Origin of the sequence: Enterococcus sp. AZ009, assembly GCF_050548785.1 — a bacterium.
Classification (GTDB): Bacteria; Bacillota; Bacilli; order Lactobacillales; family Enterococcaceae; genus Enterococcus_D; species Enterococcus_D entomosocium.
The window spans coordinates 793318-809839 of sequence record NZ_CP172960.1; the positions used below are offsets into that span (position 1 = coordinate 793318).

Sequence of the window (16522 nt, forward strand, 5' to 3'; positions counted from 1 at the left end):
TCCGAACGCTTTGTAAACATAGTGTGAACCAGTTCTAGGAAGCAAGTTAAGCTATATTTCTTTTATTTTGTGCACACTTTCAGAGACACAGTTGTTCATATTCTTTATTTTCGTTTTATAAAATAGGACTTATTTTGTCATTTTCATGACAATTATTGTCGTGTTCGTCCCTGAAAACCATGCAATAATGCAGTCATAAGGAATGAGTCAGCGAACGTATTACATAGATGTAAGAAGTAGTTGTCAATGGGCAGCTTTTTTTAATTGGAGAGAGTGTAGCTGATCTTATTTACTTAATTTGAAAGAGGGAAAAGCAATGAAAAAACCAGCGAAGAAAGAACTTTTATCACGTATTCTGATCAGTTCTTCTGTTTTTATATTAGGCAGCCCATTGATCACGCAAGCAATTGTCAGTGTTCCGGCAGTAGCTGAAACGATCAGCACTTCAACGACAGAAGAAGTAACACGAAGTACAAATGAATTCATATCTGAACAACAAGAAGGAATAGGCGGACAAGCTACAGGTGAAGAAACCGTCGATTCAGAAACACAAGTAGTAGAAAGTACAGGGGAACAAGGGGCATCGGAGTCATCACAAGCAAGTGAAGATCAAGTGGAACCATCCACAGAGCGGATGACAGAATCCTCCAGTGAGCCAGAAGCCACTGAGAGCAGTACAACATCTGACGAGGAGTCGAAAACAAAAGTAGCGGAAGCAGAAAATATCCTTTGGTCAGGTAACTGGGGAACCGCTCCAGCCACATTAGATATTGAAGGAGTTTTGACCGTAGGAGCAGGTACATTGACAACGGCGGTGGACCAAGTGGTTCCTTTAACGGACGAACTTAAGAACATGGTCATAAAAAAAGTTATTCTCACTGCGCCCGTCATTTTGCCAGCCGATGTGGCAGGTTTGTTTGAGAGCTACTCCCACTATGGCACTGTACCCTCTCAATTGAATGAGATTGTTGGGCTGACTTATCTTGATACGAGTCAAGCCACCACGATGAATAGTATGTTTTATGGCTATAGCGGATCTACATTAGATTTATCGAATTTTGATAGCACCGGTGTTATAAATTCTTTGGGTGCTGGGATGAACCAGTTTTTAGCAAATGTACGCTATCTAAGAGAATTAACATTAGGACCAAAATTCAGTTTTGTTGGGTGGAACAATTGGCCAGGCAATTCCTATCCGGTGAACTTGGTTGACCCCAGTGGGATGTACGGATGGAATTCAAGTTATTATACCGGCTACTGGCAAAATGTAGGGACAGGTACCATAGATGCGCCATACGGTGAACATATATTGAAATCAGAGGAGCTAGTGCTGATTTACGATGGCACGACGATGGCTGACACCTATGTATGGCAGCCTCGGTTTATTGAAGGAGCACCAGTCACAGTCAATTACCTAGATGAAGAGGGTAATGAATTATTGCCACCTAATGTATTGACTGGCGGAAATATTGGCGATTCAATTGAAGTTGTTCCTGAGGAGATCCCTAACTATACATTGAAGGAAGTTCAAGGAGAGGAAAAAATTGTCTTTAGCAATGTTCCGCAAACGGTCACGTATATCTATAGTCCTAAAATAGAAAGTAATGAGGAAAGAAAAATTGTCGCACGAGTCATTCACTATTTGCATGAAGACGGTACAGAAGCTGCTCCAGATAAAGTAGACACAGTTGAATTTACTCGAGAAGTAAGGACGAATCTAGCTACTGGCGAAGAAACGTTTGGTGAATGGCAAGCAAGAGATGATGATACGATATTTGATTTAGTCAAAAGTCCAGAGATAGTCAACTACTATACAGACAGGGAGTTTATCGATGAAGTTATCGATGTAAAGGCCGATTCAGAAGATATTGAAGAATTTGTCATGTACTCGCCAAAGATAGTCGAATCTACGGAGACCAAAGAAGTCAAGCGAATGATCCATTATGTGTATGAAGATGGTAAAGAAGCCGCGCCAGACAGTGTCGACACGGTCACCTTTACACGCACAGTGACAACGAATGAAGCAACAGGGAAAAATACCTATGGAGAATGGCAAGCCCAAGATGATGACACGATGTTTGATGAAGTGTTAAGTCCAGAAATAGACAAGTACAATGCAGACCAAAAAATGGTTGAGAAAGTCACTGAGTTGACTGCAGAATCAGAAGATTTCGAAATAACCGTCACTTATTTGCCAAATATGATCGAATCTACGGAGACCAAAGAAGTCAAGCGAATGATCCATTATGTGTATGAAGATGGTAAAGAAGCCTCGCCAGACAGTGTCGATACGGTCACCTTTACACGCACAGTGACAACGAATGAAGCAACAGGGAAAAATACCTATGGCGAATGGCAAGCCAAAGATGATGATACGACGTTTGACGAAGTGTTAAGTCCAGAAATTGACAAATACAATGCAGATCAAAAAACGGTTGATAAAGTCACAGATTTGACGGCAGAATCAGAAGATCTCGAAATAACTGTCACTTATTTGCCAAACATGATCGAATCTACGGAGACCAAAGAAGTCAACCAAACGATCCATTATGTGTATGAAGATGGTAAAGAAGCCTCGCCAGATAAAACGGACACTGTTACTTTTACACGCACAGTCACAATGAATGAAGCAACTGGTAACAAGACCTATGGCGAATGGCAAGCCCAAGATGATGATACGATGTTTGATGAAGTGTTAAGTCCAGAAATTGACAAATACAATGCGGACCAAAAAACGGTTGATAAAGTCACAGGTCTGACTGCAGAATCAGAAGATCGCGAAGTGACTGTCACTTATTCGCCAAATATGATCGAATCTACGGAGACCAAAGAGGTCAAACAAACGGTTCATTATGTGTATGAAGACGGCAAAGAAGCCGCGCCAGATAAAGTAGACACGGTCACGTTCACGCGGACGGTCACCGCCAACGAAGCAACTGGTGACAAGACCTATGGAGAATGGCAAGCCCAAGATGATGATACGATGTTTGACGAAGTGAAAAGTCCAGAAATTGACAAATACAATGCGGACCAAAAAACGGTTGATAAAGTCACAGGTCTGACCGCAGGATCAGAAGATCGCGAAGTGACTGTCACTTATTCGCCAAATATGATCGAATCTACGGAGACCAAAGAGGTCAAACAAACGGTTCATTATGTGTATGAAGACGGCAAAGAAGCCGCGCCAGATAAAGTAGACACGGTCACGTTCACGCGGACGGTCACCGCCAACGAAGCAACTGGTGACAAGACCTATGGAGAATGGCAAGTCCAAGATGATGATACAACGTTTGACGAAGTGAAAAGTCCTGAAATCAAGAACTATCATGCAGACAAAGCAACAGTCGAAGAAGTTACAGAGCTGACAGAAAAATCAGAAAATCGTGAAGTAACAATCACTTACTCACCAAATATGACCGAAACAACAGAAACCAAAGAAGTCAAGCAAACGATCCATTATATGTATGAAGACGGCAAAGAAGCCGCGCCAGATAAAGTAGACACGGTCACGTTCACGCGGACGGTCACCGCCAACGAAGCAACTGGTGACAAGACCTATGGAGAATGGCAAGCCAAAGGTGATGATACAACATTTGATGAAGTGAAGAGTCCTGAGATCAAGAACTATCATGCAGACAAAACAAGCATTGAGAAAGTCACAGGTTTGACAGCAAAGGACAAAGATCGTGAAGTGACTGTTACTTACTCACCAAATATGACTGAGTCAACAGAAACCAAAGAGGTCAAACAAACGGTTCATTATGTGTATGAAGACGGCAAAGAAGCAGCCCCAGACAAAGTAGACACGGTGACCTTTACACGCACAGTGACAACGAATGAAGCAACTGGTGACAAGATCTATGGAGAATGGCAAGCCAAAGAAAACGATACGACATTTGACGAAGTGAAGAGTCCTGAGATTAAGAACTATACCGTCGATAAGGAAACGATCGAAGCAGTTACAGGAGTAGCGGTTGATAATCAAGACATCGAAGTCACCGTTACGTATGTGCCAAAAATGGAAACCGCAACAGAAACTGAGGAAGTCAAGCAAACGATTCATTACGTCTATGAAGATGGTAGCAAAGCGGCGGACGATCATACCGATAAAGTCACGTTCACCCGGGTGATAGCAAAGAATTTGGCAACTGGTGTAGTGACCTATGGCGAATGGAAGGCAAAAGACAACGACACGACTTTTGCTGAAATTTCCAGCCCAATGATTGAATATTGCACACCAGATAATGAGTTGATCGAAGCAATTACGAATATTCAACCCGATGCAAAAGATACCGAGTTGACTGTGATCTACAAAGCAAATACGGAAACGAAAGAGGAAAGTAAAGAGGTTTCGCGGACGATTCATTATGTTTATGAAGATGGTAGCCAAGCGGCAGAAAGTTATACGGAAACCTTAACCTATACACGCACGGAAACAACCAATCTGCTGACTGGTGAAGTCGCATATAGTGACTGGGCAGCCACAAATGGTGACACGACATTTGATGAGGTGAAAAGCAAGCAAATTGAGGGCTACACGGCAGACCTGACGACAGTCAAAGAACAAACAGGAATGACTGCAGAAGATGAAGATACGGAGCTGACTGTGACGTATATAAAAAATGCAACAGACGAAGCCAATCCAACAGACTCATCAAAAGAGTCAAGCAACACGCCAAATGATCAGACAAAAACAGATGATAACACACCGTCTACTGATATGAAAATAGCGACTAACGTATCAGAAACAACAAGAACAGTCACGAGTGAAAAAAGTCTTCCAAAAACAGGAGAGAAAGAGGAACCCTTCATATTATACGCTGGAGTGACTATGGCGGTATCATCCCTGCTAGCATTTTTCTTAAGACGCTTAAGACAGAAACGAAAATAAGAAATCAGAAAAAACTTTCTTATGAAATGAAATAGAATACTGGCGAAGTAGAAGACTGCTGATAAATTCCCATACTAATCTTGGAAATTTGTCAGCAGTCTTTTCATTATGATTTGAAGCTTGTTCAAGTACTGTCACGCACCAAAAATTCTTACCGCTTCAATGGAAAAACTCCTTCGTTTTCTGAAGAAAATTATGATATGATTTTGTGACAGAGACACGCTATGAAAGATAAAGGGAGGGATGGAACTATGAAGATAAAACAAGTGAGTGAAAACTATGATATCACACCACATACTCTTAGGTACTATGAACAAATTGGTTTGTTATCACCCAACTATACTGAGAATGGGTATCGAGATTACTCATACGAGGATATTGAGCGATTAAATACCATTAGAGACCTGCGTTTTTTTGATGTATCACTTGAGGAAATTAAGAACTACTTGGATACAAAGAATAAAGCGCTGACTAAAGAAATCCTTCATTTCGAGATGGAGCAATTAGAAGATAGAATCCATGCGTTAAAAGAGAAACAAGATTTGTTAAAAGAGCGAATTGACTTGCTTGTCTACGCTGAAAAAAAGCAAAACCATGAAATTGAACGTACATTTTATGAAGAACGGTACCTTGTTTTAAGTCAAGAGAAAGACACAATGGGGAAAGACTTGTACTTTGAACTTAAACGCCTGCACAAACAATTTGAAAAAGAACTGCATGCCAATAATCAAAATGTTTTCGGAACGATTTTACTGCCGCACGAAGACGCATTTAGGCATCAAGTTTTCTATTGTCTGACAAACGATTTGGCAGATGAGAAGGCATTTACAATGCCTGCAGGAGAGTATCTCGCTATTTATTATACGGGCACATATAAGCAGCGCTTAGCTGCTTTAGCAGAACTAAAAAGTTACCTAAAGAAAAATAGACTGGTCGCGAAAGGAAATTTTTATGAGTTCTACTTGATTGATTTTCATGAGACGAATTTACCGGAAGAATACGTGAGTAAAATAGAAATTCTCCTTGATCAACCCGATTAAAACAGAATCGATCAAGGAGAAACGTATCTATTGGTACTTAGTGATTCAGCAAGTTTATCGATAAGATGACTTATGAAATAGAACTGTTCTTATTTCTCTACTTTGGTATCCATTGAGTAGGTGGGAGTAGTTTCCTTTAGAATGACTCGTGTTACGTGCTTTTCAGATTCTACTAATAAGAAAAGTAGAGTTGCTGGGATAACACTGATAAGCAGTTCGGATAAAGTTAAAGAGGTGGTCTGTAAGATACTTTGCAATGGTGAAAAATAGACCATTCCTAATTGGAGAATCGCCATAACAAGTAATGAGTAAATCAAGGCTTTATTCTGCTTGATTTTGTTACTGAAGGCTGAATCCGTGATCTCACGACAGTTGATCATGTAAAAAGCTTGACCGAAAACGATCGCATTGATCAAAACGGTTTGTCTGACAGCTTCGTCGCCGAATGCATTCATCGTTAGAAAGCCGAAGAAGGTCAAGAGTAGGCCGACATAAACGATTCGAAAGAGTGTATATTTGGAAATGATTTTTTCTTTCATATCACGAGGTGCTCGATTCATGATCATTTTGTGAGCTGGTTCAAAACCTAACGCATAGGAGAGTGTAATTGACGCAACTAGATTTAACCAAAGAATCTGCACTGTGCTTAGTGGTAAAGGAAGATTTCCCAACATAGAAACGATCAGCAAAAGCCCCTGGGCCAGACAGGTTGGCAAGTAGAAGAGGATCGTCTTTTTTAAATTATCAAAAATTCGACGGCCTTCTTTGATTGCTTTTGCAATCGTTTCAAAATTATCGTCAATGAGGATCATGTCGGCAGCTTGTTTACTAACATCGCTTCCTTTAATTCCCATGGCGATCCCTACATCTGCTTTTCTAAGTGCGGGTGCGTCATTGACCCCATCACCAGTCATTCCAACGATTTCGCCTTGTTCTTGTAAATAAGTAACAATCATCAGTTTATGCTCAGGTGTCGTTCGGGCAAAAATATTAGTATTTTTTACCACTCTTTGCCACTCATCTGTGGATAAACGATCCAGTTCAGTTCCAGTGATTGCCCGTTCAGAATGGTCGATTCCTAATTTTTTGGCAATCGCTTTTGCGGTCGTTGGGTGATCCCCGGTGATCATTACGACTCTGACCCCGGCTTTTTTACAATCTGCTACCGCTTCGATCGCTGATTCTTTTGCTGGATCGATAATGCCAGCTAATCCGATGATTACGAGCTCGTCCATCTCTTCATGAGTCAATTCTGTCGTTGTATCTACATCTTTATAAGCAAACGCGATCACTCGTTGTCCCTCTGAAGCAAAAGCCAAATTGATCTTTTCCCACTGTGCATGATCAAACTCCGCTATCTGCCCATCAATATGTGCAGCAGTCGCTTTATTTAAAACGATATCTGGAGCACCCTTTACAAAAATCCGCTTTTTCCCATTGATCAAATGGCTTGTTGCCATATACTTATATTTTGAGTCAAAAGGTAATGTTTCTAGACTCTTGATCCGCGGTGTGCCAATACGATTGGTCCAACGTAATAAAGCTAATTCTGTTGCATTTCCGGTCACTGGACAGTGGCGATCATCGAAACTCTGTGTTTCTTGACAGTTTTGCATGATTTTTGCTAGCAGTTCATTGTTCGAGGAATCTGCTTGGTCTTCATGGCCAATCACAGTTACCTGTTTATTAGAAAACACATTGGTAAGGGTCATATCGTTTTTGGTCAAAGTACCTGTTTTATCAGAACAGATGACTGTCATTGAGCCAAGTGTTTCGACAGTAGGCAGTCCCTTTACGATCGCATTTTGATCCGACATATTTTTCACGCCGGAAGACAAAATAATCGTCAAAATAGAAGGCAATCCCTCAGGAATAGAAGAAACGATCAAAGCAATGATTGCTGACACGATATACATCGGACTCATGCCATAAATGAAGTAGCTGATCAATCCTAATAAGAAGATAAAGACGCCGATCCCTTTAAAAATAGCATGATTCATTTCGTTCACTTTTTTCAATAAAGGGGTTTCTTTCACTTCAATGGTTGCTAAAGAAGCATTGATTTTACCAATCTCAGTGTCCGAGCCAATTTCAACAACGAGCCCTTTTCCAGTTCCTGACTGTACTTGCGTACCTGAATACGCCATATTGGTTCGTTCAGCAAGTGCTATTTGCCCCTCTAAACGAGCACTTGTTTTTACGACTGCATCAGGCTCTCCAGTCAGAATCGATTCATCGATTTTTAGTTCATTCACGGTTTCCATACGCAAATCAGCAGGAATAACATCACCAGGTGCTAAATAAACACGGTCCCCTGGAATCAAATCTTCTGCATCGATTGAAAGACGTCCGTTTTCAGATTCGACTGTCGCCTTTGAACTAAGTAATTTTGAAATGCTAGATAGTGAATCATCTGCTTTTCTCTCTTGGTAGTAACCAATCATTGCGTTTAAAACGACAACGAGTAAAACGATCGCTCCTTCAACTAAACTTCCCGTAATAAATTTTAAAACAGCTGCACCGATCAAGACATACATTAACGCATCGTGGAAGTAAGATAAAAACTTCTTCCATTCGGGTGTCTTTTCTGATGCTTGTAATTTATTTTTCCCGTGTTTTTCTTGATACGCTTTACGTACCTCATTTGTGATAAGCGTCTTACTTGTCGCTGACTGCACCTTTTCAATATCCAAATTATGCCATTGTTTCATTATTTTCCCTCCGTTTTCTTTACATGAATAGCATAAAGGTTAGAGTGACTATAAGGTCAAACGTTTTTTGAAAATATTTTTTACCTATAGGCTAATTGCAAAAAAAATTCTTTAGATGGGCTGAAAATGGCGATTTGGATCCGTGTTTCGTTATAGGAGTCAAGGCGCTTGATTAATGAAGGTACCTACAAAAAGGCTAGCAAAACTATTATCAAATGGCTAAATCAATGTCCGCTGGTAAACTTGATGCCCAAAATACCAACTATTAATAAGACGACGAAAACCCAAGTCAGAAGGGATAGCTGGTCTTTAAAGAACACGACCCCCACAATAATCGATCCCACCGCACCTATCCCTGTCCAAACAGGATAAGCGATACTTAATGGTAGGTTTTTGACCGCTAAAGCCAAGAAGCCAAAACTGAAAAGCATTCCGATGACTGTTGAAATACTATACCAAAAGTGGCTAAACCCGTTGCTCAGTTTCATGGTAGATGCCCATACGACCTCAAAAAATCCTCCTAAAAGTAAATAAATCCATGTCATAATTTATTCTCCTCCTCAAAAAAATAAGCATTCAGTAAACTCTTCAAGGACCTAATGAGTTTACCAAACACTTCTATCACCCGGTGGTGTTTTGGATATTCAATTAATGTAACAATAATAAAATCTTAGCTGAAAAGGGAGAGATTGTCAAACTCTCTGAATTCAGAATCTTTTCATTTACTAACCATAGTTTGCATGCATTTCACAAAAGTTAGAATCAACAAAAGGAGCTGGATTCCCCAGCTCCTTTTATAATTGCTTTATACAGCTCAAAAAGTGGTGATAGTCACTTTTTTGTAAGATTGCTTGTTGAATATCTTCACGATCCATCAATTCTAATAAAAGACTATAGATTTCTTCGGTATCTTCATATTCGTCTTTTTGAATCGCAAAGAGAAAGACAAATTTAACCAAATCACCATTTCCCCAATCAACACCATCAGGAATGATCGCCACTGAAACGGCTGAGCGTTTTGCCAGCAATGTCATGGGGTGGGGGATAGCAAGCCACTCGTTAATATTGGTCTGATTGATTGCTTCTCGTTTTTTCACACTGTCATAAAAATCTTGGGGCACAAAATCTTTTTGGTACAATTGCTGCGCCATTTCCTTTAGTAAGGTTTCTTTATCTGCATGATTTTCATGAAGAAAAAATGCTTTTTGAAACAATGAATAGATGCCGTCTTTTGTTTCACTGAGCGTTTCAATGAACGGTTCGATTTTGCCAATTTCTTTATCTAGCTTGGCCATGTTGATGTAAATAGAGGGAACCGAAAACTGTTCTAATGGAACGGTTGTGATCACAAAATCAATCGCAGAAAGATCACATTGTTGTAGCTCGACGTAAGAAAAGCGATCAACGACTTCGATCGTTTCTTGATAGTGCTTGATAATTTTTGCTTCAATAATACGACTCATGGCTCGACCAGTTCCACAAACAAGGATGACGCGATGTTTATGATGATTTCTGATGGAATTCCTTTCCATAGCACCTGCGATGTGCAAAGCGATATAGCCGATCTCATCAGGAGAAAAATAAAAACCGTGTTTCAGGCTTACCGTTTCTAAATGAGTCAAACATAAATCATAAGCCTGTGGAAAAGATTTTTTGATCGTTGTCAGCAATGGATTGCTACGGCGTGCATCCATTAGATTCATATTGATAAAGCCCTCAATATGAGATGTCAGATCTTCTATTAGCATCTTGTCTGTCTCTAATGCATAGTTTGACGTCTGTTTGATCGCAGCTAATAATTCTTCCACAATGGCTTTCGCAGTTTTCGTGGAAGAATCGCTTGCATCGCCTGTTTCAACTAAACGTGGTGCGTTCATCGCGAGATAGTAAATGAAGTATTGTTTTTCTCCAGCAGTCAATTGTATATCAAATGCATGATCGATTTCTTCTAAGAAGTGACCTACAACTTTCTGGGCGTCTTTTTTGAGCGCGGGCACATGCAAGGGAAATTCGTTGATCTGATGACCGGCTATAAAGCGACTGATTGCTAAAGCAAAATGAGAAAGAATGTTTTTATGATAGTAATCAGAGTCTAATAAGTCTAAGGGTGCCAGATGATTTAATGACAATTCTTGCAAGCGGGTTAGATCAATCGTATCAAACAACTCAAGTTCCATTTCCGTGAAGCCGACCAAATACTCTTGGAGATCTTTTTCAATCAACAGATCACTGATTGCTTGGCGTTTGGCGAATTCGTTACCCAAGACTTCAAAGCCAATATTTGGACGATTTACTATTTTTAATTGATAGGTCGCTAAATTGTCTCGAGCCGTTTTTAAGTATGAGTAAAAAGTGTTTTTACTAATAAATAATCGATCAAGAAAATCATCCAAGGATAAAGGGGTTTCATTCTTAAATAAAAGGAAAAGTAGATAAGCTTGTCGTTCTTCACTCGTAGTTAGAAAGGACTCGGTAGTCGACATACTTTCAGTCCACCAGTCATGAAATCGTTCTTTTGAACCAATAGACAACAAATAGCCTTGTCCTCGAATCAACTTGATGGAGGCTCCTACATTTGTTAACAAATCATTCAAATTTGCAATGTCGGTCCGAACCGTTCGCTCAGAAATCGAGAAGCTTTTTGTTAACTCCTTCATTGGTAGCGGCGCCGTTTGTCTAGTTAATACTTCCATTAGATCATCTAATCGTTGATAAGCAAGTTTTGACACTTGTTTCACCTCCGTGCTCTTTCTCATCATACAATAGAAAGAATAAGAATGAAATGCTTCACCAGTACCGAAAGTTTCCAGAAGAGTTGGCAATCATTTTGGAAAACGCTTTACTAATGATTGCCGCTTGAATTGGAAATTTGTTGTGTTTACATGGTGAATCAGAAACCGTAAATTAAACGTGTACAGAAAATAAACCACACGAATTACGCTAATGGTTTCATAATAAAGGAAAGGAGCAGATGAGATGGATTTTCAGGAAAAAAATATTCTCTTGAATGTGGCTGTTACATCAAAAGAAGAACTGTTTCACGTAATTGCGCATCATGCCTATGAATCAGGGATCGTTACCAATGCAGCAGATACATGTGAGGCATTCATTGAACGGGAAGCACAATATTCAACCGGCTTACAAGAAGGCTTTGCTATTCCACATGCAAAAGCTGAACCGGTTTTGGAACCGACCGTTTTGTTTATTCGTTTAGAGCAAGCCATCGAATGGGAAACTTTCGATGATTCGGCAGTCAAAAATGTGTTTGCTTTGATGGTCCCTAAAAAAGATGAAGGAACGGTGCATCTGCAAATGCTGAGTCGTCTAGCAACCGCATTGCTTGAAGAGACATTCATCCAGCAGATTCAACAATCAGAAGACAAAGCTTATTTAGCAGAATTGATCAAAAAGGAAATGATGGGAGAGAAAATTATATGAAAATAGTAGGGATTTCCGCCTGTCCAGCAGGATTGGCACATACACCGATGGCGGCAAAAGCTTTAGAAAAAGCTGGTGCGAAACTTGGCTATGAGGTCAAGATCGAACAGCAAGGCTCGTTAGGGCAAGTCAATGAGATCACTGCAGCAGAAGCAAAAGAAGCAGATTTCTTGCTTTTAGCGACTGACCAAAAAGTTGTTGGGATGGAACGGTTTGAAGGAAAACCGCAAATTCGAGTAAATATCAATACGTGTATCAAAGCACCGGAAGCGGTGCTGAAGAAATGTGTCGCTGCTGTTGAACAAAGAAACGCAAACTAAAGGAAAGAGGCAAGGATGATGAAAAGAGTTCTAGCAGATTTAAAAGGCCACTTGATGAGTGGAATTAGTTTTGTACTGCCATTGATTATTGGTGCTTCACTGGTTGTTGCCATTCCGAAAATGATTGCTCTTGGTATGGGGATCACAAGCTTAGATCCTTATGCTGACACGGAAGGCTTTAAACATGCGCTTTATTTGATTGAACAAGTAGGGTGGACAGGAATCGGCTTGATCAATACTGTCTTGGCTGGTTTTATCGCGTATTCTGTTGGAGATAAGGCTGCGCTAGGTGCCGGCTTTATCGGTGGTGCAGTCGCTTCTAGCACCAATGCTGGGTTTTTAGGGGCAGTTATTGCTGGGTTCTTAGCAGGATACTTAGTGAAGTGGGCGAAAGAACATATCAAATTACCGGAGTCGTTTGCTGGGGTGATGCCGCTGGTAATTTTACCCTTGATTGCTACATTGTCTGTAGCAATCGTCATGGGCGCCTTACTCTCTGAGCCATTGGCGTGGATCAATACTAGTTTGGTTGAATGGATCCGAACCATGATTGAAAATGACGTTAACAAAATTTTACTGGCAGTCATCATGGGGGCAATGATTGGCTCTGACTTAGGGGGACCTGTAAACAAAGCTGCTTGGATGGCAGGAAATGTGTTACTAGCGGAAGGGGTCTTTTTGCCAGCTATCATCGTGAATGTTGCGATTTGTGCGGTACCATTTGGATATGCCTTAGCAACTTTGTTCCACAAAAATCGATTCAACAAAGAGCTACTGGATGCTGGGCGTAATAACTTTATCATGGGGTTCATCGGAATCACAGAAGGAGCAATTCCTTTTACATTAGTCAATCCATTACGGCTTGTGCCGATCAACATGTTGGGAGGTGCAATTGCTTCTGGTTTGGGGATCGCATTAGGAATGTATGACAAAATGCCACCAGTTGGGGGAATCTACGGCTTCTTCACTGTTGGAAACGGTTGGGCGTATTTGATTGGACTATTTGCAGGAGCAGCCTTCATCGGTTTTGTCGCGCCTTTATTCGTGAATTTCAATAAGCAAGAAGAACAAACAGAAGATATTGCCCTCGATGATATTGAAGTGAGCTTTGAAAACTAAGAAACAAGGCTGATTAGCTAAATAGTAGCAAAAGAAAAGGCACGATCAGGTGATTTTTCAAGAACGGTTTAAGGTATCTGACAAGGACAAGACTTGGGGAAGAAAACAAGAGTATTTGAAGAGAAACGATTTTCAAAATTCGAAGCATTTATGTAAGGATCAAATTATGCGTACCAGATGGTAAAAAAATTGAGAAAAATTAATAGGCACGAACGACACCCATCGTTACGTGCCTTTTTTAATCACGGGAGAGGAATGATTGAATGAAAAAAACAGTACATGTCGTACCCCACAGTCATTGGGATCGCGAATGGTATTTTACGACGAGTCGCTCGAAAATCTATTTGATGCACGATCTAAAAAACGTCATTGAACAACTAGAAAAGGATGATCCTTATGAAAGTTTCATTTTAGATGGACAGGCTTCTCTGTTAGATGATTACTTGAAATGGCGCCCACAGGACAAAGAAAGGATTCAACAACTTGTCCAACAAGGAAAATTGATCATTGGCCCATGGTACACACAAACCGATCAATTAGTGATCTCGGGAGAAAGCATTGTTCGAAATATGTTATATGGCATGAAAATTTGTGAAGCATTCGGAACCTACATGAATGTCGGCTATGTGCCAGATTCTTTCGGACAAGCAGCTAGTATGCCACAAATCTATCGTGAGTTTGGTATCACTGACACGATGTTTTGGCGCGGTGTCAGTGATGACGATGTTAAACACACAGAGTACAAATGGCGTGGAGAAGATGGTTCTGTGGTCAATGTTTACCAGATCCCAAGTGGGTACTACATTGGCGGTGCCATTCCTGAACGAGAAGCAGAATTAGCAGAGTTCTTACATCAAGAACCGTTTAAAACGACTTGGGGACGCAGTGCAACGGATCAAGTGTATTTTCCAAATGGTTTCGACCAAGCACCAGTTAGAGAAAATCTTCCAGAATTGGTTGATCGAATGAATCAACTGTATCAGGATGAGTATGAGTTACAATTTTCAACGATCGAAAAATACATTGCTGCGGTCAAAGCACGCCATCCTGAGTTGGAAGAAATCGCTGGTGAACTGATCAACGGAAAATTGATGCGAATTCACAAAACGATTTTTTCTTCACGTCCTGATTTGAAGGCGATGAACACTCAGATCCAACATTACTTAGTCAATGTCATGGAGCCTATCTTAACTATGGCTATGCAATTAGGATTTGAGTACCCCGTAGAAACAGTCATAGAGATTTGGAAGTTAATGTTTGAAAATGCGGCGCATGATTCGATTGGTTCTTGTGTTTCTGATACGACAAACGAAGATATCTATATGCGCTACAAGCAAGCGCGAGATATTTCTATGAATCTTGTCGAATTGATGTTACGACAGATTTCTATTGCAATCAACAACCCACAAGCAAAAGAAATTACTTTTACGCTTTTCAATACCTATGACACAAAACGTAATGGGGTGATCGAAGCAGAGGTTTATTTGCCGCAAAAAGAGTTTGCGATCCTTGACCAGTCAGGTCAGGCGTTACCTTATACGATTTTAGAGCTTACCGACCAAACGGAGTATGTGTTGAATCAGGGGAACATATTAGATCCAGTCAAGGAGATCTATTTGCCGGAGAAAGTCTATAAAGCAAAAATTGCCATAGAAACGACTGACGTGCCGAGTATGGGGTATACCCAGCTGACGATTGATTTAAAAGGTGATACAAGCGCACCATTGCAGGAGATTACAACCAATACGATCGAAAATGAGTACTATCAGATCACTGTCAATAGCAATGGTTCGTTGGATATTCTAGATAAAACCAATCAAGTGCTTTATCAAAATCAAGGGATTATTGAAGAAAATGGCGACGATGGTGATTCATTCAATTATTCACCACCTGTGAAAGATTTTGTGATTTCATCAATTGATGCGCAACCAACGATCTCGATTCTGCAATCAGCGATCTACCAAAAGATTGATGTGGCATTCACCCTGAGGGTTCCGAAGGATTTAGCTGAACGTGCAGAAAAGAAGATCTCGGCTTCACTGCCGATCCAATTGACGATCGTGTTAAAAAAACAATCGCAACAAATTGATTTCAAATTAACGGTTGAAAATCAACAAGTGGATAGCCATCGGGTATGTGTGCTATTTGATACCGGAATTGCCTCGAAATTTTCGCTGGCTGACCAACAGTTTGGTACATTGCAGCGTCCGGTTATGTTTGAAAAAGAAATGGCCCTTTGGGAAGCCAATAAAGAGCAATGGAATGAGCAACCGATCGCCATAGAAACGTGTCAATCGTTTGTCAGTTTATTCGATGCATCCCATGGCGTAGCAGTAATGCCTCAGGGTGTACGTGAATATGAGATCGTGGGGGAAGCGTTTGATACGATTCGCTTAACGATTTTCCGAACCTATGGCTTCATGGGGAAAGAGAATCTACTGTATCGTCCAGGGCGTGCTTCAGGAGAATCAGTGATTGCGACACCAGCTGCGCAGTGTCACAAAACGATGCATTTTGATTTTTCTGTTGCTTACTTTGCGCAAGGATTTGATCAAGCAAATGTTGCGCAACGTGCCAAACAAGCAGTAACACCGATCACGCTTTATCAATCCGCAGAATTCCTGAATTCCCGATTGATTTTTACTTTAGGGCCGGTTGAACCAACCTTACCGGCAAACTATAGTCTTTTTGAGATCAATGGCAATTTGACCCTAAGTGTATTGAAAAAAGCCGAAGCTCGTCCAGGTTATATTTTGCGTCTATACAATGGGCTTTTAGATGAAGTTGGACACGCGACGATCACATTTAACCATCCAGTGAACGTAGTAGAAACAGTCGATTTAAAAGAAGCTACAAAAGAAGCACTTCTTGTGGAAAAGAATGTAGTCACTCTTGAAAAGATAGGCCATGCAAAATTTGTGACATTGTATGTAGAATAATTGCTAGTGATCGAGAGTAAGGATATTCAAGTGCAGAGTTGAAGAAAATTCATAGTGAAAAGGT

9 protein-coding genes are annotated in these 16522 nt (G+C 40.5%); 6 read left to right on the top strand and 3 right to left on the bottom strand.

Annotated elements, in window-relative coordinates; translation table 11 throughout:
- Window positions 1-316 precede the first annotated feature (316 nt).
- Together IGJ74_RS03695 and IGJ74_RS03700 are read left to right on the top strand one after the other, a co-directional pair.
- On the top strand, window positions 317-4891 hold the full coding sequence (locus tag IGJ74_RS03695) for a mucin-binding protein (protein WP_430608685.1): 4575 nt from the start codon (window positions 317-319) through the stop codon (window positions 4889-4891).
- A gap of 251 nt (window positions 4892-5142) precedes the next feature.
- Window positions 5143-5931: a MerR family transcriptional regulator gene (locus IGJ74_RS03700; RefSeq protein ID WP_176374326.1), complete on the top strand. Its 789-nt coding sequence runs from the start codon at window positions 5143-5145 to the stop codon at window positions 5929-5931.
- A gap of 89 nt (window positions 5932-6020) precedes the next feature.
- Here IGJ74_RS03700 and IGJ74_RS03705 read toward each other — a convergent pair whose 3' ends face one another.
- From IGJ74_RS03705 to IGJ74_RS03715, 3 genes are all read right to left on the bottom strand, one after another.
- Complete coding sequence (locus tag IGJ74_RS03705) at window positions 6021-8642, bottom strand: HAD-IC family P-type ATPase (protein ID WP_087665137.1); 2622 nt, start codon at window positions 8640-8642, stop codon at window positions 6021-6023.
- 224 nt (window positions 8643-8866) lie between these two features.
- Window positions 8867-9187, bottom strand: coding sequence for a DMT family transporter (locus tag IGJ74_RS03710; RefSeq protein ID WP_005237430.1), 321 nt, complete (start codon window positions 9185-9187; stop codon window positions 8867-8869).
- 249 nt (window positions 9188-9436) lie between these two features.
- On the bottom strand, window positions 9437-11371 hold the full coding sequence (locus tag IGJ74_RS03715) for a BglG family transcription antiterminator (protein WP_140405537.1): 1935 nt from the start codon (window positions 11369-11371) through the stop codon (window positions 9437-9439).
- 247 nt (window positions 11372-11618) lie between these two features.
- On the opposite strand from IGJ74_RS03715, the gene IGJ74_RS03720 reads away from it, so the two are divergent.
- The 4 genes from IGJ74_RS03720 (at window position 11619) to mngB (ending at window position 16458) form a co-directional block, all read left to right on the top strand.
- Window positions 11619-12080 (top strand): PTS sugar transporter subunit IIA, encoded by a 462-nt coding sequence (locus tag IGJ74_RS03720; RefSeq protein WP_005237428.1) that lies wholly within the window; start codon window positions 11619-11621, stop codon window positions 12078-12080.
- Window positions 12077-12400 (top strand): PTS fructose transporter subunit IIB, encoded by a 324-nt coding sequence (locus IGJ74_RS03725; protein WP_005237427.1) that lies wholly within the window; start codon window positions 12077-12079, stop codon window positions 12398-12400. Before IGJ74_RS03720 ends, IGJ74_RS03725 begins: the two co-directional genes overlap by 4 nt.
- Window positions 12401-12418: 18 nt before the next feature.
- Window positions 12419-13519, top strand: coding sequence for a PTS fructose transporter subunit IIC (locus tag IGJ74_RS03730; protein WP_008377165.1), 1101 nt, complete (start codon window positions 12419-12421; stop codon window positions 13517-13519).
- Window positions 13520-13782: 263 nt separating this feature from the next.
- Window positions 13783-16458 (top strand): mannosylglycerate hydrolase, encoded by a 2676-nt coding sequence (gene mngB / locus IGJ74_RS03735; RefSeq protein WP_087665139.1) that lies wholly within the window; start codon window positions 13783-13785, stop codon window positions 16456-16458.
- The last annotated feature ends 64 nt before the right edge of the window (window positions 16459-16522 follow it).

Coding starts and splice junctions, on each gene's coding strand:
- IGJ74_RS03720 (WP_005237428.1), top strand. CDS start 11,619: ATGGATTTTCAGGAAAAAAATATTCTCTTGAATGTGGCTGTTACATCA.
- IGJ74_RS03705 (WP_087665137.1), bottom strand. CDS start 8,642: ATGAAACAATGGCATAATTTGGATATTGAAAAGGTGCAGTCAGCGACA.
- mngB (WP_087665139.1), top strand. CDS start 13,783: ATGAAAAAAACAGTACATGTCGTACCCCACAGTCATTGGGATCGCGAA.
- IGJ74_RS03700 (WP_176374326.1), top strand. CDS start 5,143: ATGAAGATAAAACAAGTGAGTGAAAACTATGATATCACACCACATACT.
- IGJ74_RS03730 (WP_008377165.1), top strand. CDS start 12,419: ATGAAAAGAGTTCTAGCAGATTTAAAAGGCCACTTGATGAGTGGAATT.
- IGJ74_RS03725 (WP_005237427.1), top strand. CDS start 12,077: ATGAAAATAGTAGGGATTTCCGCCTGTCCAGCAGGATTGGCACATACA.
- IGJ74_RS03695 (WP_430608685.1), top strand. CDS start 317: ATGAAAAAACCAGCGAAGAAAGAACTTTTATCACGTATTCTGATCAGT.
- IGJ74_RS03710 (WP_005237430.1), bottom strand. CDS start 9,187: ATGACATGGATTTATTTACTTTTAGGAGGATTTTTTGAGGTCGTATGG.